This is a genomic window from Pontibacter sp. HSC-36F09, assembly GCF_024171605.1.
GTDB lineage: Bacteria > Bacteroidota > Bacteroidia > Cytophagales > Hymenobacteraceae > Pontibacter.
Map to the genome: position 1 here is coordinate 384517 of NZ_JALKAA010000001.1, position 19625 is coordinate 404141.

General features: G+C 49.5%; 15 protein-coding genes and 1 tRNA gene. 7 read left to right on the forward strand and 9 right to left on the reverse strand.

Annotated features, from left to right (window positions below):
* The first annotated feature begins 232 nt into the window (after positions 1–232).
* Positions 233–949: an OmpA family protein gene (locus L1278_RS01665; RefSeq protein WP_253400766.1), complete on the forward strand. Its 717-nt coding sequence runs from the start codon at positions 233–235 to the stop codon at positions 947–949.
* Between the two features lie 90 nt (positions 950–1039).
* Here L1278_RS01665 and L1278_RS01670 read toward each other — a convergent pair whose 3' ends face one another.
* A complete protein-coding gene (locus tag L1278_RS01670; RefSeq protein ID WP_253400767.1) occupies positions 1040–1552 on the reverse strand; it encodes a DUF6141 family protein in 513 nt (170 codons plus the stop codon).
* Between the two features lie 74 nt (positions 1553–1626).
* Positions 1627–2766, reverse strand: a complete 1140-nt coding sequence (locus L1278_RS01675) for a cystathionine gamma-synthase (RefSeq protein WP_253400768.1) — start codon at positions 2764–2766, stop codon at positions 1627–1629.
* Positions 2767–2952: 186 nt separating this feature from the next.
* Between L1278_RS01675 and L1278_RS01680 the strand changes: the two genes are divergently transcribed.
* From L1278_RS01680 to L1278_RS01690, 3 genes are all read left to right on the forward strand, one after another.
* A complete protein-coding gene (locus L1278_RS01680; RefSeq protein ID WP_253400769.1) occupies positions 2953–3672 on the forward strand; it encodes a TVP38/TMEM64 family protein in 720 nt (239 codons plus the stop codon).
* Between the two features lie 69 nt (positions 3673–3741).
* Positions 3742–3815, forward strand: a tRNA-Arg gene (locus L1278_RS01685).
* Between the two features lie 230 nt (positions 3816–4045).
* On the forward strand, positions 4046–5131 hold the full coding sequence (locus tag L1278_RS01690) for a hypothetical protein (protein WP_253400770.1): 1086 nt from the start codon (positions 4046–4048) through the stop codon (positions 5129–5131).
* A 191-nt stretch (positions 5132–5322) separates the two neighbouring features.
* On the opposite strand, the gene L1278_RS01695 is transcribed toward L1278_RS01690, so the two are convergent.
* From L1278_RS01695 to L1278_RS01710, 4 genes are all read right to left on the reverse strand, one after another.
* Positions 5323–5739 (reverse strand): hypothetical protein, encoded by a 417-nt coding sequence (locus tag L1278_RS01695; RefSeq protein ID WP_253400771.1) that lies wholly within the window; start codon positions 5737–5739, stop codon positions 5323–5325.
* 39 nt (positions 5740–5778) lie between these two features.
* Positions 5779–6120: an STAS/SEC14 domain-containing protein gene (locus L1278_RS01700; protein ID WP_253400772.1), complete on the reverse strand. Its 342-nt coding sequence runs from the start codon at positions 6118–6120 to the stop codon at positions 5779–5781.
* Between the two features lie 933 nt (positions 6121–7053).
* Positions 7054–7458 carry a hypothetical protein gene (locus L1278_RS01705; RefSeq protein WP_253400773.1) on the reverse strand — a complete coding sequence of 135 codons (405 nt, stop codon included), beginning with the start codon at positions 7456–7458 and terminating at the stop codon, positions 7054–7056.
* A gap of 261 nt (positions 7459–7719) precedes the next feature.
* Entirely contained in the window at positions 7720–8760 is a 1041-nt protein-coding gene (locus tag L1278_RS01710; RefSeq protein ID WP_253400774.1) for a chemotaxis protein CheB, read from the reverse strand.
* Between the two features lie 237 nt (positions 8761–8997).
* Between L1278_RS01710 and L1278_RS01715 the strand changes: the two genes are divergently transcribed.
* Positions 8998–12993 carry a chemotaxis protein CheB gene (locus tag L1278_RS01715; RefSeq protein WP_253400775.1) on the forward strand — a complete coding sequence of 1332 codons (3996 nt, stop codon included), beginning with the start codon at positions 8998–9000 and terminating at the stop codon, positions 12991–12993.
* A gap of 257 nt (positions 12994–13250) precedes the next feature.
* The gene (locus L1278_RS01720; RefSeq protein ID WP_253400776.1) at positions 13251–13556 is read left to right on the forward strand and encodes a hypothetical protein; all 306 of its coding nucleotides are present in this window, start codon (positions 13251–13253) and stop codon (positions 13554–13556) included.
* A gap of 14 nt (positions 13557–13570) precedes the next feature.
* Here L1278_RS01720 and L1278_RS01725 read toward each other — a convergent pair whose 3' ends face one another.
* Entirely contained in the window at positions 13571–14245 is a 675-nt protein-coding gene (locus L1278_RS01725) for a response regulator transcription factor (protein WP_253400777.1), read from the reverse strand.
* Between the two features lie 537 nt (positions 14246–14782).
* On the reverse strand, positions 14783–17521 hold the full coding sequence (locus L1278_RS01730) for a family 10 glycosylhydrolase (RefSeq protein ID WP_253400778.1): 2739 nt from the start codon (positions 17519–17521) through the stop codon (positions 14783–14785).
* 664 nt (positions 17522–18185) lie between these two features.
* Between L1278_RS01730 and L1278_RS01735 the strand changes: the two genes are divergently transcribed.
* The gene (locus L1278_RS01735) at positions 18186–18950 is read left to right on the forward strand and encodes an SDR family NAD(P)-dependent oxidoreductase (RefSeq protein WP_253400779.1); all 765 of its coding nucleotides are present in this window, start codon (positions 18186–18188) and stop codon (positions 18948–18950) included.
* A gap of 106 nt (positions 18951–19056) precedes the next feature.
* Here the strand turns inward: L1278_RS01735 and L1278_RS01740 are convergent, their stop codons facing one another.
* The gene (locus L1278_RS01740; protein ID WP_253400780.1) at positions 19057–19380 is read right to left on the reverse strand and encodes a hypothetical protein; all 324 of its coding nucleotides are present in this window, start codon (positions 19378–19380) and stop codon (positions 19057–19059) included.
* Positions 19381–19625: the final 245 nt, after the last annotated feature.

Here is a 19625-nt window from a genome sequence, read left to right on the forward strand (position 1 = left end):
TTAATTCAATCTCTATTGGCCCAATCTCCCTGCTCACCTGTCACAAAAACAAAACATTTATCAGTCCGGTTGCGTCTTATATAGCTTAAGTATAATATTCGCTCTAAAATTGAGGCCTCTGAGGAACGGAATTGATCCGGATTATACTTACGTACCTCATTTCTCGTTTTGTACCATAGTTGCCGGTAAAAATCAATTACAAACAACCTGATCAATAAACACCCTAACACATATGAAATCTAATTTCACAAAAGTATCCCTGTCATTTCTTCTATGTGGCGCCCTCATGTCATCATGCGTTTCCTCTAAAAAGTACGACGAGCTGAAAGCCAGCAAAGAGGCCCTGGAACGCGAACAGGCCGCCAGCCGCGAAAAAGAAAAGGAATTAAGTAATACACTGCGCGCGCGTGAGCAGAAACTGACTGAATTGGAGCGTGCTATGAACGACCAGAAAAAAATACTGGACGATCTGCGCAACGAAGTAAATACTGCGCTGGCCGGCTTTAACCAAGGCGACCTGAGCGTGAATATCAAGGACGGCAAGGTATACGTGTCCATGTCCGACAAGCTTTTGTTTGCCACTGGCAGCACGAAAGTGAACAACACGGGTAAGGAAGCCCTTGACCAATTGGTGGATGTGCTGAAGAAAAATCAGAGCGTGGGCGTGATGGTAGAAGGCCACACCGATGACGTGGAGGTCCGACCAGGCACGAAGGACATCGCTGACAACTGGGACCTGAGCGTGCTGCGTGCAACCGAAATTACCCGCCTGATGGCCAAGCGTGGGCTGTCACCTGACCGCATCACGCCGGCCGGACGCGCCTTCTTCCAGCCGATTGACACAGGCCGTACGCCTGCCGCCAAAGCCAAGAATCGCCGTACAGAAATCATCCTGACACCTGACTTCACGGAGATCTACAAGATCCTGGGCATCCAGTCAATGAAATAATCCCTATACCTCATACATTAGAAAAGGCCGCTGCTCCTATCGATCAGCGGCCTTTTCTATACCTGCTAATTGAGTGCTATACCTGCAAGTTTAGTCTGCTATACCTTTGCCCTGCTCTATTGCCAGAAATAGTTCTTTGGCATGTTGTGAGCCGATCAGGAGCGGCTGTTGGTTGTAAAAGCGCAGCAGTACGCCTTCCCTGCCCGACGTGCTGTACGCCTTGCCCTTTGCTCCCCATCGTATTCCCCAGCCGCCGTACTCACGGATCGGGTCATACGTTATCTTCTCAAAATCGCGCACAGTATGCAAGGGTATACGCACCGGTTTCAGATGGAAAGGCCGGAAACGCACCTGCAGCATACCTGGCCTTACCTCTGTGATCAAGGTCATCCAATAGAAAAAGAAAGGCAAACCGAAGCCGATCAGGGCCGTCATAATACTCAGCGGCACATCCGACACAGGTCGGTTGCCGAAGGTGCCGCCCAGCAGCACCTGGTACACAAAACCTGCCAGCATAATGGTCGCCAGACCCAGCAGCAGCGCCCATAGCCAGAACTGCGTGAACCGTTGCTTTTCCCGGAACAAGATGCGTTGTTCTTCCATCTATACCTATACCTTACAGAAATAGCCGCCCCGTTTGTGAGCGGAACGGCTATACCTTTCAGTCATTTTTATGATTAGCCAATCGCCTGCTCCAGGTCGGCCAGCAGGTCTTCGATGTCTTCTATACCTACACTCAGGCGGATCAGCGAGTCGCTCAGGCCAGCCTTCAGGCGTTCGGCGCTAGGTATACTGGCGTGCGTCATGGAGGCCGGATGTCCGCAAAGCGATTCCACACCACCCAGCGACTCGGCCAAAGAAAAGTACTTGAAGCGTTCCAACGCAGCGATGGCGTCTTCCATCCGGTCGCCTTTCAGCACGAACGACACCATGCCACCGTATGATCGCATCTGTTCCTTAGCTACTCTGTGGCCCGGATGATCTTCTAGACCCGGCCAGTATACCTTCTCTACCTTGTCGTGGTTCTTGAGATACTGGGCTACGGCACGGCCGTTTTCGCAGTGGCGCTCCATGCGGATGTGCAGCGTTTTGATGCCACGCAACACCAGGAAGCAGTCCTGCGGACCTGGGGTGCCACCGCAGGCGTTCTGAATAAAGGCCAGTTTCTCATGCAACGCGTCATCCTTCACAATCACGGCACCCATTACCACATCCGAATGTCCGGCCATGTACTTGGTAAGCGAGTGCATCACTATGTCGGCGCCCAGGTCGAGGGGCGTTTGCAGGAACGGGGTGGCGAAGGTGTTGTCGGCCACGAGCAGCAGGTTGTGCCTTTTGGCGATGGCGGCGCAACCTTTGATGTCGATGATGTTGAGCAGCGGGTTGGTGGGCGTCTCCACCCAGATCATGCGGGTGTTTTCGTTCACCAGTGCCTCGACCTTGCTCAGATCACTCATGTCAGTGAAGTGAAACTTGAGGCCGTAGTTCTGGAATATTTTGGTGAAGATGCGATAGCTTCCGCCATACAGGTCATTAGTTGAGATCACTTCGTCGCCTGGCTTCAGCATTTTGATGATGGCATCGATGGCCGCCATACCTGAAGCGAAACAAAGGCCATGCTTCCCGTTCTCCAACTCCGCCAGCGCATTTTGCAGGGCCGTGCGCGTTGGGTTATGCGTGCGCGAATACTCGTAACCCTTGTGATCGCCCGGCGAACGCTGTACATAAGTGGAGGTCTGGTAGATGGGCGTCATGATAGCGCCTGTAGTTGGGTCCGGCTCCACGCCGGCATGTATAGCTTTTGTTCCGAATTTCATATTATCTATTTTATGGATAAATGGTTTGACACAAGTTAATAAATTTACCTTTCAGGAGTTGAATGAATCAGGGAGCTTAGTGCTTCACAGCACCTAACGTGAAAATTTTATTAGCTGTACCGTAATCTACGTATACGTTCAGAAATTCTTGCCTGCAAGTCTCTATCTTTGACTAAAACACCTACTATGCCTAAACTGTCCATGCTGCGGACTTTTATACGGGAAAACGCGCCTTCGTTTGTTTCTATGCTGCTGTTGGTCATCGTGCCGCTGGTAGTAAGCTCCTCGGCTGCTGTATACCTCTACCAGAACGAAACCCTGCTACAGGACTTGAGCTGGCCACAGATGCTCCTATACTTCGTCGTGATCTCCATTACCATGTCACTGGCCCTCACCCCGACTACCTTTGTGGCGCTGGTGAGTGGTTTTTACCTGGGTTGGCCTGGTTTTGCGGGTGTGGTAGTGTCTTATGGCATCGCTTCGCTCATCGGCTATACCTTAGCGCGGCTTATCGACCATGGCAAAATGATGTCCTTCCTGAATCGCTTCGAGAAGACGATGTACCTCATGCAGGAACTGCGTGACCAAAGCTGGAGCCTGATCTTTTTGACGCGTATATCGCCCGTACTGCCCTTCGCGCTGATGAACTTCGTGCTCTCGCTGCTCCAGGTTGACAAGACCCGTTTCTTCTTGGCAAGCATTGTGGGGATGCTACCGCGCACGCTTTTCTTCTTCTGGGTAGGTACGCAGGCCAGCGACGTCATAAAATTACTGCAGGACCCCGGCAGCAACAAAGGAAGTCAACTGCTAATGATCGCACTGGTAATCATATCAATAGGCGGATTATACTTTATTTTTGACCACGCCCTGAAGCGGGCACTTCGAAAAGCGACAGCAAAAAATTGAGAAAAATTCGCTTTAGGGCTTGCATCGCAAGAAAAAAGGCCTTTACTTTGCAACACCATAACGGAAAATGGTCACGTAGCTCAACTGGATAGAGCATCTGACTACGAATCAGAAGGTTAGGGGTTCGACTCCCTTCGCGACCACATAAAAAAAGCCACTTACAGGTATAACTGTTAAGTGGCTTTTTTTATGTGCATACAATTTGCACACATCTATCTGTTATTTCCGCTGCTGCAGACCTTACTTCCGGCAATAGGCTACAGTTTCCGGCCTGCACATAATTAGCCGGCAGGTTACCCCTTAACAACCCGCGATCAGGTTTTCCAGAAATTTCCTATCTTACAATAGACTTTGAATTGACACTTTTAGAAACATGAGGATACCATTACAACTCCTGTCGTTTGTTCTGCTTTTGTCCCTGAGCGTTTCCTGTAACAGTACTGTTAAAGAAAGGGCAACAGATACTGATACTGATACTACAGCTACGCTACTGGGCGCAGGCCGGCAGCCACAAATCGCAGTAGACACGAAAGGTATTGCCCGGGTAGTATATGGTCTGCAGGATAAGATATACTGCGTCACCTCGAAAGATAACGGGGAAACCTTCTCTGAACCCGTTTTAGTAGGACAACTAAAGGGCTTGTACCTGGGCATGTCCATGGGACCTCAGATCGCCAGTTCAAAGAATTACTCGGTGGTGACCGCAATAGATAAGCAGGGCGATATTCATACGTACAGCCTCAACCACACTACGGATAAGTGGGTGAAAGCTGCTGCAGTAAATGACGTACCCGGTGTTGCACCTGAAGGCCTGATGAGTATCGCCTCCGATGAACAGGACACCTTTTATGCGGTGTGGCTGGACGTTAGAAACAACAAGCAAAACAAGATCGTGTTTGCCTCCACAACTGGTGGCGCTGAGAAATGGTCAGGAAACAAGGTGGTGTACGAATCACCTGACAGTACCGTGTGCGAGTGCTGTAAGCCAAGTATAGCCGTAGAAGGCAGGCAGGTATACCTGATGTTCAGAAACTGGATAGATGGCTCCCGGGATTTCTACCTGACCAAGTCTACAGACAACGGACAGCAGTTTTCCCAGCCACAGAAGCTTGGAACCGGCACCTGGAAACTGAAAGGCTGTCCCATGGATGGCGGAGGTATACTGCTGGACAGTAAAAATGTAATGCACACCGCCTGGCAACGGGAAGGAAGCATCTTCTATGTACAGCCAGGCCAGCAGGAGGTGCAAATTGGCAAGGGCCGGAACTGCCGTATCAGCGGGAAAACAAATCCGGTAATTGCCTGGAAGAATGGTACAGACCTGAAGCTAAAATTCCTGAATGCAGATACGGAAACTGTGGTGGGGAAAGGCAGCTACATTGAAACCGCTGAAATGCCCGATAATAAAACGCTGTGTGTCTGGGAAGATGAAAGAAAGATCCACTTCCGGAAAATATAACTTTACAGCAACAAACAAATTTAAACTGTCTCGTCAGAGCAGGTTATACCTCAGTCTCTGAAAGCTTTTCGGATTAATCACTCCCCAGTTCCCTCCGCCTTCGCACTTCTGCCTAGGCCGCCGGCCCTGCCACCTTTGTGCTATTCGGTGTCGGGAATCGTTCGTAGACCTGTTATGTGAAGCCAGATTGTTTAATCCTCAATCGAGCGCAGCCATGCTTCAGCCTCCTCATCATTTTCGAAGGTTCTTATTTCAAAATTTTTGTCAATCCGCTGTATCAGGCTTTCAATGGTTAGGGTGGCGTAAATACTGGTTGGCACTACCTGCGCCAGATAACGCAAGCCGGCATCCCGCATGAGGGGAGTCCACATGTTCTCCGCCCACTCAAGCGCCATGTCCCACGATCCGACAACTTCCTTGTTGCTGTTGAGCAGCTTGGAGCAGGGCGTTTCCCTTATCATGTCCAGTAGCTTGTAGCCGCCCTCTTTCACAGTCTCCACCGACTGTACCCCATACCACTGCGCTTGCAGGATGGAGCCTCCGTACAACCTTGTGGCCGTGAAGAATACGTCCCCAAATACTTTCCTTAGCTTAATTTCCTGTTCCATTCTCTATGATTACCCGGTATATTCGCCTCACTGTTCAACCTATTTCCCCAGGGAATGGCGGAGCAGCCAATTTCTAGCGTCGTTTTCGTTGTCAAACATTTTTACCTCGAACGCGCTGATCTTAGAGTAGAAGTTAGAAGCAGTTGTCTCCGCAAAGGACTCGGGCGTGGCGATGAGGGCGAAGAACCTGATGCCCGCTGCGGCTGCCTGAGGCGCCCACTCATGCAATACCCAGTCAAGGGAATGATCCCAGCTCCCAACTACCTGTCTTGTGTCGTTCAGGACACAGTTGAACCCGGCCTCCCTGACAGTAGTGGCATATGCCAAGGCACCAGACTTGATGTTGTCCTGCGTCAGATAGCCGACCCAGTCTGTATGCACCCACCTGTTTTCTGTGTCCGGGGTTATTGTGAGGAACACTTTCCCAAACACATTTCTAAGTTCCTGCCTCATGGATGGAAGTAAATCGTACTTTAATCATAACAAATATAGGTTTTAATCTCAGCAAACATAGGATTGAATTGATGTTTATGACATCTTACTGCGTAACTCCTGATTCTCTTTTGCAAGGGCCGTAATCTGCTCATTGCTTTCAGCTAAAGTTGTGCGTGCTGCCAGCCTGGGTTTGATTTCGTCTATCACTCTGGCGGCCGACTCCCGTAGCATCTCTACCTGATCCCAATCGTTATAGCGCTGGGATTCGCCACCTCTTGTGTAGCTGTTACCCTATTCATCAGGATCCAGTGAGGCCTTGCCTTCAAATGGTAGACTTGCCTCCCAAAATCACTCTCTCAGATTCCCTGAACTAAAGTTTAAGTGGAGAGTACAGCTAAAGGAGAAAACGCCATGTATACCCGGCATGATCCTTTTTGAGCCCATGTTCGCTGTAGTACGGATTGTATGTCAGCATGCGCCGAGACTAAACCCATTTGCGTTTCTTCTGGAAAATGAAGTGGAGGAACCCAAATGGGTTGATAAGCTCAAACACATGTTTGGAAAATGAATCGTATAAGCCCTCTTGCCGTTTCACTCTAAGCGAAAGAGCAGTATGATCATTTAGCTTGCCTCACCTTTGTATCAGCTTAAAACAAAGTGCCTTATACAACTAACTCCACATAGTTAAATCCATTACAAGATTTGGTCACGTAGTTAACGCAGTCAATTCTTAACCTGATGTTATAAACTATGAAACAACTTGAAGTTCTGTTAAAGTTACCAACCGGGTAAGCTGCTACATTATTTAAAAAGCCACTTACAGGTAAAACTGCTAAGTGGCTTTTTTCATTTATATAAATTTTGCGCGCAGATGAGAAGCTAGGCTGCCAAGAGGTTTTGCAGCTCCAGATCCAAATCAGGCTGCTGCACTCCGAGTTCGGCGTACAGTTGCCTGGTTTTTACGTGTAATGAGAATTTGCTGAAGACGTTTTTGAAGACCACAAAGTCGGAGCCATTTATAATTCCCAAACTGCTTACTTGCCAGAGTGTTGTGGCTAGCAGTTGGCTTGTAACCGTAACGGTGTAGTTTACAAGACCTTGCGACAGAAACTGACATAATAAAGAACCGTTTATCTGTTTGAGTAAAAGGGTGTTGCTGTTAAGTAAGCCAAGAGAGAGCTTTTCTAATTCCTCTACTAGAAGGGTTCGGGAAGTGTTCATTATAAGTTTTTTTCCTGGGTGTCGTGGTGTTGGAAGTCGGTCTAAAGCTTCTTCAGGAAACACACCTATGAACCAATTGTGGGACCGGGTATTTTCAACCAGCATTGAAGCGCATAAGCATCCCTCCCTGAAGAAACACACTGTTTTCAGGTATACGCCCCGCTGTACTCCACGAATATAGAATTGACTATAAATACCGACTTTAAACGGCAGAATAAGGGTTTTACACAACCCTTCTACGCATTATTTCGGTCTCGCAAACAGGTATAGCATTTTAGGTATAACCAGGCTTGCCAGTTCTGTTTTTATACAGTCCTTCCCTTATTACCCCAGTTCTCCCATGTGCTCGCTATCCGCTGCAGATGATTTGGACAGGAGCTCCTTTAGCCGCTCGATATGCACTTTCATTTCTTCCACGCGCTTTTCCTGCATAGTGGCCCACCTGTGGTTTCCCTTAACAGTCTCGCCCTGCGACATATTCAGTAAAATATTACGCCGTTCCTCCAGAGTTCGCAATGCCACCCAAAGTGTTTCCTCCAGCGAGTTGGACATGCCCAGCAACAGCGAGTCCTGCGAATAGGCGTGGCCGGAGTGGCATCTGTATCGCTTCATAGTTCCCTCCTGGCTCATTTCCCACAAGCCGCCGCCGCAATCCGGGCAACTATAGGCTGAGCGGGCGCCTGCTTTTTCCAATTCCTCGATGCTCGTGTGTGTTGTATTGGTCATGATACGTTCTGCAATTAAGGCTTCCTGCCGTATGTCAGCCGGAATTGTTAATGATTGCTGAGCAGGTTGTCGCGTCAGCTCTTCCAGTATTTCACTCATCTCGCTTAGGGGCACGACATAATCCAAGTCTACCTTCTTAAGTACATTTTCGGGCAGGGCAGGAAACTCCGCATCGTTCGGGTGCTGTACTATCGTGGTGCCGCCACTTCTTTTTATACATTCCATCCCGATCACGCCATCACTCATAAAACCGGTTAAAATGATGCCTACAGCATTGCCGCCATGATGTGCCGCCGCCGACCTGAACAAAGGGTCTATGGCCGGTCTGAACTGGTTTTCGCGTGGACCTTTAACCACCAGCATTTTGTTGCCCTTTACCAGCAGGTGCTTATCCGGAGGGGAAAAATAGACGGTACCGGGCTCAAACTCGAGCTCATGCTCCGCTACTTTGCAAACCAGTTCGGTATACCTGTTCAGGCGGTCTACCAGAAAAGTGGCAGACGAATCGGGGCTTAGGTGCTGCACTATCAGAATAGAAGCAGGAAGATCTTCCGGCAACCGCGACAGCAGCATAGTTAGTGCCTGCATCCCCCCTGCCGACGTCCCGATGACGATTATTCTAGGTATGTTCTCAGTCATAATGTGGCGCTGTATTTCATCCGGAGCAATTAACTAAAGCTCAGGCACACAGTAAATGTTTGTACGGGCATCAAAATGAAGTGTTAAAGGACAGGTGCAAATTGTAAAGCACATTTGCTGCGGCGGCTTGGTATTTTCTTACCAGGAGCACCTACTTTACAATCGTTATGTTATAGTAATATTAGGTAAATTGGCGTGGAAAAAAATCGGCGCAATACAGAGGCTAAAGAAACAGGTATGGCAAAAGCAGCTAAAGACGGCAAAAGCAGTAGTCCGGAGACCAAAGTGGCAAGAAACAGGGAACAGGATGTGTATGTGATCGGGATCGGAGCCTCTGCCGGCGGCTTGCAGGCCCTGGAGGCCATGTTCAGCACCATACCACAGGATCATGTGGCCTACGTTATTGTGCAGCATATCTCATCGGAGTATCGCAGCCTGCTCACGGAGATTCTGGATCAGTACTCAGCCCTTAAAGTACAGGAAGCAGAGGACGGTGCGCCGATTCAGGCCAACAGGGTATACGTAATTCCCAGTTCCAAAGAGCTTGTCATCCAAAACAACCGGTTTAAGCTCAGCAACAAGACGAACTTAAACCGCTCCCAAACCATTGACACGTTCTTTATTTCTCTGGCGCAGGATAAAAAGCAGCACGCAATCGGGGTTGTGTTATCCGGTACCGGCACCGATGGCACCCGAGGTATAGAGGCCATTAAAAAAGAAGGCGGGTTGGTGCTGGTGCAGGACCCCACCACTGCCCGGTTCGATGGCATGCCGCGCAGCGCCATCAACTCTGGGTATGCAGACTTTATCCTCCCTCCTGAACTGATGTCTGCCGAGATACTGGATTACATCAAACTAGGGCCCGTAAATCCTAACCTGATGGAGCTTGCTGACAGTGAGATGGAAGCCACTTTCTTCCAGATACTGGACATGATAAACCGGCAGACAGGCATTGATTTCAGCAATTATAAACAGCCTACTATAATCCGCCGCATCAGCAGGCGCATGAACATCAGAGGCTTTAATAACTTCACGGATTACCTCGATTACCTGAACATGAACGCCGACGAAGTGGAGATGCTGGGCAAGGAGTTCCTGATCGGGGTCACCAAATTCTTCCGCGACGAGGAGGCCTATAAGATACTGGCCAGCAATGTTATTCCGGACATTGTAAACAATAAAAAAGCCAACGACCAACTCCGGATCTGGGTAGCCGGCTGCTCAACCGGCGAAGAAGCCTATTCTATTGCCATACTGGTGCGGGAACACCTCGACAAAGTAAAGAAAGAGCTCGAAGTTAAAATATTCGCTTCAGACATTGACCGTGAAGCGCTCGATTTTGCGAGCAAAGGGTTGTATGTACAGAGTAGCTTATCTGAAGTGTCAGAAGACAGGCTGCACGATTACTTTGTAAAAGAGGAAGGCCGCTACAGGATAGCACAGCGCGTGCGCCGCATGGTCATCTTCTCCCCCCACAACGTCACCAACGACCCTCCTTTCAGCAGGATAGACCTGGTGAGCTGCCGCAACATGCTCATATACCTGAACCCGATGCTGCAGAAAAAAGTGATCGACAAATTTCACTATTCACTCGTTATCCAGGGCTACCTGTTCCTGGGGTCCAGCGAGAGTATAGGAGATTTGAGAAGCTTTGAGGAGGTGAACAAGAAGTGGAAGATCTTCCGGAATGCGGAGCCCGCCCGCCCGCTGGGGATAACAGAGTCGTTTTCAGGAAACCTGAGTAAGCGCCCCATCATTAGCACGCTCCCATCCTTATCCCGCGACCTGACGGCAAAACAGGTATTGCAGCACAGCTTTAACGAACTGCTGAGCGAAACCGTGCTGGAAGAGTATGGGTACGCTGCCGTGTATGTGGATGAGAACTATGATGTGCTGCATGCGGCCGGTAAATTCAAGAAGTTCCTCGACCTGCCCGAGCAAAGCTTTACATTTAACCTGCTGAAGCTCGTACCACAGGACCTGGCCGTAAGCCTGGGTGCCATGCTGCGCAAAGCAACTTCGGATAAGCACAAAGTAGTTGCTCACAATGTACAGGTCAATGAAGGCGATCATATACGCCATATCGATGTGATTGTGCAACCATATCCGGCAGATAAAAAGCAGCTCCAGTCCTACATTCTTATACTGTTCTCCGAGGAGCAGCCGCGTATTCCGCTCAAACCGGACCAGATATTGGGAGCAAGCGAAAGCCAGTACAAGAACCGGGTTGATGAGCTGGAACAGGAACTACAGTATACCAAAGACGACCTGCAGGCGGTAGTAGAGGAACTTGAAACCGCCAACGAAGAACTGCAGAGCACCAACGAAGAGCTGCTGTCATCAAACGAGGAGCTGCAAAGCACCAACGAGGAGCTGCAGTCGCTGAACGAGGAGCTGCATACCATCAATGCCGAGCACCAGTACAAGATCAAAACGCTCATTGAGCTCGACGACGATCTGAACAACTACTTCCGGAGCACCGACATCGGGCAGATCTTCGTGGACCGCAAATTGATCATCCGTAAGTATACGCCATCGGCCACGCGTCTCATAAACCTGATTGAAAGCGATATTGGCCGCTCCATAGACCATATTTCCAACAACCTGCGCTATGACAAGCTTACAGAAGATATAAAGCATGTTATTGAAAATAACCAGGTCATCGAGAAAGAGCTGCAGGACAAGAATGGCGTGTGGCACCAGATGCGCTTACTGCCTTACATAACGCAGGACAGGAAAATTGATGGTGCCATTATCATCTTTATCCAGATCAACGAGCTGAAGACCATGCACCTGCTGCACGCAGGTATACTTCATAGCTCCCCAAACGCTATACTTGCCCTAAAATCGGTCAGGTCTGCTGCCCACATCATCACAGATTTCAGCATCAGCACCGTTAACCAGAAGGCACAGGCCCTGTTCGACAAGCCACAGAGCAAACTGATAGACAGAACCCTCTGGAATGCCTATCCTAAATTAATGGAGCAGGGTGTGTTTGAGAAGATGGTGCAGGTGGTGGAAACCGGCGAGTCGCTTGACACAGAACTGATGCAGGAAATAAACCACAAAGAGGTATGGCTGCATGTGGTGGCGGTTAAGTTTGACGACGGCCTGGTGCTAACCCTGCAGGACATAACAGAACGGAAACTGAACGAGCAAGCCGTGCTGAAGCAGCAGGAAGAGCTAAGTCAAAATGCCGACCGGTTTAAAACCCTGCTGGAAGCCGTGCCGCACATTACCTGGACCAATAAACCCAATGGGGAAAACAGCTCCTTCAACAACTTCTGGTACGAGTATACGGGCCTTACAAAAGAAGAGTCGGAAGGCTGGAAGTGGCAGAAAGCCTTTCACCCGGACGATCTGAAAATTATCATCCCGGATTACGAACGTTGCCTGAAAACAGGAGAAGTGCACAGTGCGCAGGCCCGGATTCTCCGCAAGGCGGATAACACCTACCGGTGGCACCTGATCAAAGATGTGCCTGTTAAAAATGAAAAGGGCGAAATTACGCTCTGGATCGGAACTGCCACCGACATACAGGACCAGAAAGATGCCGAAGAAGCTACTATAAGACTGAAGCTGTCGCAGCAACGCGAAACCATCAATACGATGCTGCAGACACAGGAAGAAGAGCGCAGCCGTATTTCGGAAGCGTTGCATAACGGCCTCGGGCAGATACTTTACGCAGCAAAACTCAAGCTGGACAACCTGTCGGCAACCACTGCGCAGCAAAGATCATCGAAAGAGGACGTTGAGCAGTTTCTGACGGAAGGTATACAGATCACTCGTAATATTTCTTTTGAACTTACGCCTGCCATTCTGAGAGAATTTGGACTTAAAACAGCCGTTGAAGAGATTATAAACCGGTATCAGAGCCCTAAACTGCGGATTACGTCAAACCTTGTATTGCCTGTCAATGGCCTGGACTACGCCACATCCCTATCGGTGTACAGAATTATACAGGAACTGTTGAATAATGTGATCAAACACTCGGGGGCCACCAAAGCGGACGTGGCACTAACTATAGCCGATAAAAAAGTATATCTGAGTGTCCGCGACAACGGCAAAGGTATAGACCAGAACCAATTGCAGAATAAGGAAGGAGTTGGCCTGAAAAGTATTAAAAACAGGATAAAGTTACTGGATGGGGAATTTGAAATAGCTACTACAGCCGGCAAGGGCTGTTTGATCGAGGTTACATTTACCCAGTGCCACAATAACAAAACAAGCTGATCTGCTACGGGTGTGTTTCCAAAGGCTGAAGGTATACCGACTCAGGTTTGCCTTCAGCTTTTTTTTGAAACGGCTCCCTAAATTCCAGAACCTCTTTACTCAAAGTTCTGATTTATAGCAAAATAGACTAAAATATGAGCACTTATAACACCTTTCTTAAGTATTAATACTGGTGTAGTTACTTATCACAAGACCTACCTTTAAGACTCGTTTGCAGGAAATAGCTGTAAGCAAATCCGTTTAATAAAGGTAGAGGTATGATTGAGAGGGTGCATGCATTACTTCAGGAATATGAGGATAAGCAGGCCGCAGGAAGTGTCGAAACCTTTCACGTGAAGGTCATCCCTGCCGGCTTACTTGTACAACCACAGCCTGTTGATGCAGCTGAGGCAAAGGAGGTGGAACTCACACCTGAATTGCTTTACACACTGCAGATCTTCTTCTCCGATATTGATGGGATTACCTACAAATCTTATGATTACAGGATGCTGATGAGTTTGCTGAATGCACATGCAACGCTCGAGCGCATGGCGCACAAAACGGGGAATACGGAAGGGAAGTAAAAGGCCTCGAAGGGTTATTCCGAAACATCCACATCAATGATCTTGTGGCCGATGGCGTACTTGATCAGGTTAGCAGTATTCCGGGCTCCTGTTTTCTCCAGTATGTTCTGGCGATGCGTTTCGATGGTTCGCTTGCTGGTGAAAAGCTTATCGGCAATTTCTGCATTTGTAAGTCCTTCTGCAATCAAGGTCAATACCTCCACTTCCCGCTTCGACAGCCCGATCTTTTCCACTTTTTCGTTACTGGCAGCCACCGGCGACATAGCGTTAGAAAGCATTTTGATAGAGAGTTCGCTACAAATGTAATTTGTGCCGCTCGCTACCAGCTTGATGGCAGAGCGCAGTTCATCCTTTCCGGTGGTTTTTAAGATGTAACCTGAGGCACCGTAATTCATCATCTTCTGCACATAAGGTATACTGTTGAGCATAGAAAGCGCTACAACCTTTGTTTCAGGGTACGCTGTCACAACACGCTCAGTGGCCTCAAAACCATCCATCTGGGGCATATTAATATCCATCAGCACCACATCGGCAGGCACTTCTGCAAGTAATTCAAGTAACTGCACTCCGTTGCTGGCCTCTCCTACCACCTCTATTCCACTGTCCTCGCTCAGCAGTGCTTTCAGGCCCTGCCGTAAGATGATGTGATCTTCTGTTATGATAACTTTAACAGGGTTATGCTCTTCCATGGGTATGCTATATGCGGATGTAAATAAATGCGTTCGGGTAGGCTACAAAAATACAGCTGCTCATGCTGTATACGGATATACTGCTTCAGGCTGCCTTGTATTCAGACCATTAAAGGGGTATTCCGCTCCAGTGCCTCCCGGTTTCTAACCTTCTCTGGAGCAGGCACCTTAGCCTTATACGTGTATTAGGGCAGAGATTTTAAAGAGAAAAGACCTTAACGGGTTAATTACAGGGTTTAAGCGCATAAATACAGTTTTGCCTCAAGCAGTACGTATTAATACGGCATTTCACAAACCTTCTGGTGTAGCTATACCTTCTCTGCTTTTTTATTGGCTGCCTGGCTTAAGCCCGTTCTGTCATGCTTTGCTGGTACCTGAAATGAATCAACAGCTGATCTTGAAGCTGCGCGCAGAGCTCAATTAAGTGTCTCTGCCAGGGAAGGTCCGCTCCAAACCGAAAACCGTGCTATACCTTACAAAAAAAGCACCTGCCAGTTCCCCGGCAGGTGCTTTTCCATAAATAAAATCAGTGTAAGCTTACCTGTTCTTCATCAGGCGGAAGGTTTGCACCTCACCGGATGTTACTAGGCGCACGATGTACACGTTGTTTCGCAGGGTACTGCCGTTGAGCGTGAAGGTATAGGTTCTTTCGGCTGCTGCACTGCCCTCAAACAGACGTGCTATCCTATTGCCGTTCAGGTCATATACCTCCAGCACTGCTTTCTCTTCTGCCTGACCCAGGGTAAACCGAACTGTCGTCTCGCTGGTGAATGGGTTCGGATAAGCATTCAGGACAGGAGCAAGGCCTTTGCCGGCCACTGCAGCCGGAACAGAGCCGCCCAGTGCGCTACCCTTGCTCAAGTGCGCTGCCACTGCTTCGGACGCTATACAGATGCCGTTGCCCGGGTTAGCGTTACTGCCTGTCTTGTGGTATACCAGTACCTTGTCATTGTTCTCGCCGCAGCGCACATCAATCACCTCCACGGTAACGGTGGCAGTAGAGGTACAGCCATACGCATTGGTCGCTTCCACGGTGAAGGTATAGGTACCTGCTGCCTGCGGAGAGAACTCAGCTACAGCGCCTGTTGTGCTGCTCAGGCCGGTTGCCGGCGTCCAGGTATAGCGGGTGGTGGCATCGGCTGACGTGGCGTCGCTTGCTGTGAGTGTCAGCGTCTGGGCGCCGTAGCCCAGAGCGATGGTGTTGTCAGGCAGACCAGTATAGGTATTATCCGTTCTGCTGAGGCTGATGGCCGCTTGTGGTACCACACCGTTGATCGTTACCACGGCTGTGGCCGAAGCCTCGTTGCCGCTCAGGTCACGGGCAGTCAGGGTCACCGTGTTTTCGCCGATGTGGCTGCAATCAAAGCTGCTCTGCGAAACTTGAAGTGAATTCACATCCAGACCACAGTTATCCCAGGTACCCAGGTCAAGGTCAGCTGCAGTGATGTTGACGATGCCGTTGCTGAGTGTGCGTGTGATGTTCTGAACCAGGATAACCGGTGCCGTAACGTCTTTCTTGGTGAGGGTGAAGCTGTCGGAGCTGGACTTGCCCGAGGCATCAGTCGCCATGAAGGTGATCTGCATGGTTCCGGCACCGCTGATGACAGTCCCGGCAGCCGGTGACTGTGTCAGCGTAATCTGGTCCGGGAAGGACACGTCGTCACTTATTGTTAGCATGCTGGTGTAGTCAGGCAGCGTAGCGGAGCAGTTGGCGGCATCCAGCGCAATCTCCTGGTTGCTCACACCGGCAATGATCGGTGCCAGGTAGTCGCTCACGTTAGAAGGCGCACTCTCGTTGTGGAAGCGGTCCAGCGCCGTCACAAAGTAATAGTAAGGTGCGTCAGAAGGCAGGGCCTTGTCGGTATACCTGCCGGTGGCTGTGTTGGTAATAGCCAGCAGGTTGTCGGTGTTCTCCGGATCCATCATCGGGCTGAGGGAGCGGTATACGGCAAACTGCCTCACCTTGTCAAATTCATTGCCATTATCCGCAGGCTTATTCCAGGTGATGACCACGGAGTCATTGCCGTGGCGCTGTGCGATGAGATCGTTCGGAGTTGCTGGTGCTGCGTTGTCTCGCCAAGGCATGTTGGGCATCAGGGCAGGCTTGCTGTAAAAGTCGTAGCGCAGCGAGTCGCGGAAGCCCAGTCTGGTGGTGCTGCGCAGGCTGCTGGTATTGTAGATCGCCTGCCCATAAATGTTGGGGTGGGCAGCATCGCGGTTCATACGCACCTGGTTCGGTATCTGCGACGGGTTGGCCCATTGTACATTCTGTGCCGGATCATTCACCTTATAGCCTGCCATCCCGATGTAGATGTGGCGGCCGTAGGCATTATTATTCCACCAGGGGATGAGCCTGCCGTAGTCGGCACCCGGCTGGCCGATGTACCAGTATACCTGCGGGGCCAGGTAATCGATCCAGCCTTCCTGCAGCCATTTGCGGGAATCGGCATAAAGTGTCACGTAGTGCTGCAGGCCAGTGGTATTGGAGCCGATGGCCGGGTTGGTGCTGTTACGGTAGATGCCCGATGGAGAAATGCCAAACTTCACCCAGGGTTTTGCCGCCTTGATGTTCTCGCTCACCTGTTTTACAAGAATATTCACGTTATCCCTTCTCCAGTCGCCGCGGTCTGTGAAGCCTCTCGGGTCAGCCAGGTAGTTGGCGTCGTCGTTGAAAGTTGCGTTCGGGTAAAAGTAGTCGTCGAAGTGAATACCGTCCACATCGTAGCGCGTTACGATATCCTCAATAACAGAAGTTACATAGTCGCGCACCTCTGGCAGGGCTGGGTTGAGAATGCGCTGGTTGCCCGCTGCCAGCAACCACTCCGGCTTGCGTCGGGCCACATGGTTCGGGTCGAAGGTGCCGATGTTGTTATAGTTGGCAATGGCCCGGTAAGGGTTGATCCAGGCGTGGAACTCCATGCCCCGCTTGCGGCACTCTTCGATCGCGAAAGCCATCGGGTCCCAGGGCGTGCTGGGCGCTCTACCCTGCAGCCCGGTCAGGTCAGCAGACCAGGGTTCAATTGGGCTAGGGTATAGCGCATCGCACTGGCTGCGCACCTGCAGGAATATGGCGTTGATGCCGGTGGCCTTGTGGTGGTCCAGGATCGATATGAGAGCTGTCCGCTGCTGGGCTGGCGTCTGGTTCCGGTTAGGCCAGTCTATACTGGCATAGGTGGCGATCCAGGCGCCCCGGAACTCCCGCTTGGGTGCGTTTTGGGCCATCCCATTCAGGAGTAGCACTAAGGAAAGGAAGATGGTGAGTAGAGGTGTTTTCATAAGCAGACTGTTTTTAAGTTTTTATGCGTGAATGATGTAAGGATGGACAAATAAACGCATTTGTTTATAGGAATGTTTTAATATAACACTTAATAATTTGGCAGCGATTGAAAAACCATGCTCAGAAATGTGCAGAAAGGGTTTTTCAAGGTATAGGAAGCAGGATTCTTTCTGTCCCGTCACGTTTCGGGCAGGTTGAAGGCGCACTGCTTTGTGAGCAACTCTCCTCCCGGGTTAAGTTTCAATCAAATAGAAAAGCAGCATCCCTGCGCAGGTTAAGGCATGGATTTGCTGCTTTCTGGTGGCTTAGCTTATACCACTGATTTAAGGGAATTTATGTTTCTAGCGAAGAATGGCGGCCTACTGCCATGCCACGGATGTGAGCCGCTCTAACTACCGCATAGATTTGATCACCATTTCCAGGACAAGCCTTAGAAAAACACTTAAACAACTCCAAAACTGTTTCCTCGTTTGATTTACATACAGGACATAGCCAAGTATTCATTGTGTTATGTATAACAAGTTAGTGCCCTAAAGATTACCCGCAGACCAAGGGGATAAATGTAAAAGCTCGCTTAGGCAGGGAGGGAATCTTAGTTCTACTACAGGTATAACAATCACTGATAAGCAACTTATATAAGCATAACCGATTAAAATCTATACTATGAGAAAGCTGGAGAATAAAGTCGCCATCATTACCGGAGGAGCGCAAGGCATGGGCGCAGTAACAGCCGAGCTCTTTGCAAAAGAGGGAGCCAAAGTGGTGATCGCCGATTTCAATGAAGAAAAAGGCCAGGAGCAGACCAATAAGATAAAGGCTGCCGGTGGCGAATGCGCCTTTGTGAAAACGGATGTCTCAAAATCAGAAGATGTTCAGAAGATGGTGCAATTCACAGTGGAGACTTATGGAAGACTCGATATTGCCCTCAACAACGCAGCGATCACTCCGGATGACAAACCGATTGCCGACTTCGATGAAGCGTATTGGGACCGGTTAATGTCAATCGATTTAAAAGGTGTTGCGCTGTGTCTCAAATATGAAGTGCAACAGATGATGGCTCAGGGAAATGGCGGTTCTATCATTTGTACTTCCTCTGTAAGTGGTATTCGTCCACAGCCGGGAACACCAGCCTACATTGCGGCCAAACATGCTGTTATTGGACTGACGAAGAGCGTAGCAATGGATTATTCTCCGCACGGCATACGGGTTAATTCTGTAGCGCCGGGAGCAATTGATACCCCAATGCTGAGAGGCGCGCTGGAACAGTTTGGATTGAATGCGGAGGAATACGCTAAACAGTTAAGTATGCTTGGACGCTTTGCAAAGGCCGAAGAAGTAGCCCAGGCTAACCTTTGGTTGGCTTCTGATGATGCCTCTTTTGTAACGGGTGCAGTTTATGCTGTGGATGGTGGCTATACCGCGATGTAATAATAAAAGGCCTCTCAATTATCCTTGAGAGGCCTTTTATTTTATGTTATACCTTGATTGTTAGAAGAATCTCCTATACCTGTTCTAAGTTTTGCAATTATTAGTGCTAGGCCGCTACGCTTTCAGATAATGGGAACCTCTGTTTAAACTGCTCCAGTTCTCTTAGCACTTTCCCACTCACCTTGTAGCGCACGTGGTCCTCATGAAGTTCGTCCCAGTGCACGAATATCTGCCAGGTCTGATGGCCGCTAAAGTTCTGGACCTCCGCCTCCGTCATGTTGCGCACGAAAAAGGCGTCCAGCGTGATGTCCTCTTCCCGCATGGGCACATGGATGTAGTTGCGGTCGCAATTCAGAATCTGGATAAGCTCAGAGGGCCGCTCCTCATTAGCGGGCATATAAAAGTAGGCTGCCTGGTGGAGCCTTTTCATGCCGGAAGGATGTGGGTAAGAGTGAGGTTGCATAGTCAGGTCTTAAGCCAAGGATCGCGTAAATTCCCCGATTGCCGTGTACCCTGAATCAGGCCGTGAACACAGCATAACGGAATAAGCGTATATACCCTTATTCTATACCTTGTGTTTAGCTAAAATGCATATTCTCAAAACTATACAAAAAGATATATTTTAAGTTCCCTATCCCGTGTTATACTCCTGATATGTAGCCTTTCTGCAGAATT

Bases quoted from the DNA above. Each gene is read 5' to 3' on its own strand.
- L1278_RS01695 (WP_253400771.1), bottom strand. From the start codon at position 5,739: ATGGAACAGGAAATTAAGCTAAGGAAAGTATTTGGGGACGTATTCTTC.
- L1278_RS01735 (WP_253400779.1), top strand. From the start codon at position 18,186: ATGAGAAAGCTGGAGAATAAAGTCGCCATCATTACCGGAGGAGCGCAA.
- L1278_RS01670 (WP_253400767.1), bottom strand. From the start codon at position 1,552: ATGGAAGAACAACGCATCTTGTTCCGGGAAAAGCAACGGTTCACGCAG.
- L1278_RS01730 (WP_253400778.1), bottom strand. From the start codon at position 17,521: ATGAAAACACCTCTACTCACCATCTTCCTTTCCTTAGTGCTACTCCTG.
- L1278_RS01740 (WP_253400780.1), bottom strand. From the start codon at position 19,380: ATGAAAAGGCTCCACCAGGCAGCCTACTTTTATATGCCCGCTAATGAG.
- L1278_RS01715 (WP_253400775.1), top strand. From the start codon at position 8,998: ATGGCAAAAGCAGCTAAAGACGGCAAAAGCAGTAGTCCGGAGACCAAA.
- L1278_RS01710 (WP_253400774.1), bottom strand. From the start codon at position 8,760: ATGACTGAGAACATACCTAGAATAATCGTCATCGGGACGTCGGCAGGG.
- L1278_RS01725 (WP_253400777.1), bottom strand. From the start codon at position 14,245: ATGGAAGAGCATAACCCTGTTAAAGTTATCATAACAGAAGATCACATC.
- L1278_RS01665 (WP_253400766.1), top strand. From the start codon at position 233: ATGAAATCTAATTTCACAAAAGTATCCCTGTCATTTCTTCTATGTGGC.
- L1278_RS01720 (WP_253400776.1), top strand. From the start codon at position 13,251: ATGATTGAGAGGGTGCATGCATTACTTCAGGAATATGAGGATAAGCAG.
- L1278_RS01680 (WP_253400769.1), top strand. From the start codon at position 2,953: ATGCCTAAACTGTCCATGCTGCGGACTTTTATACGGGAAAACGCGCCT.
- L1278_RS01675 (WP_253400768.1), bottom strand. From the start codon at position 2,766: ATGAAATTCGGAACAAAAGCTATACATGCCGGCGTGGAGCCGGACCCA.
- L1278_RS01690 (WP_253400770.1), top strand. From the start codon at position 4,046: ATGAGGATACCATTACAACTCCTGTCGTTTGTTCTGCTTTTGTCCCTG.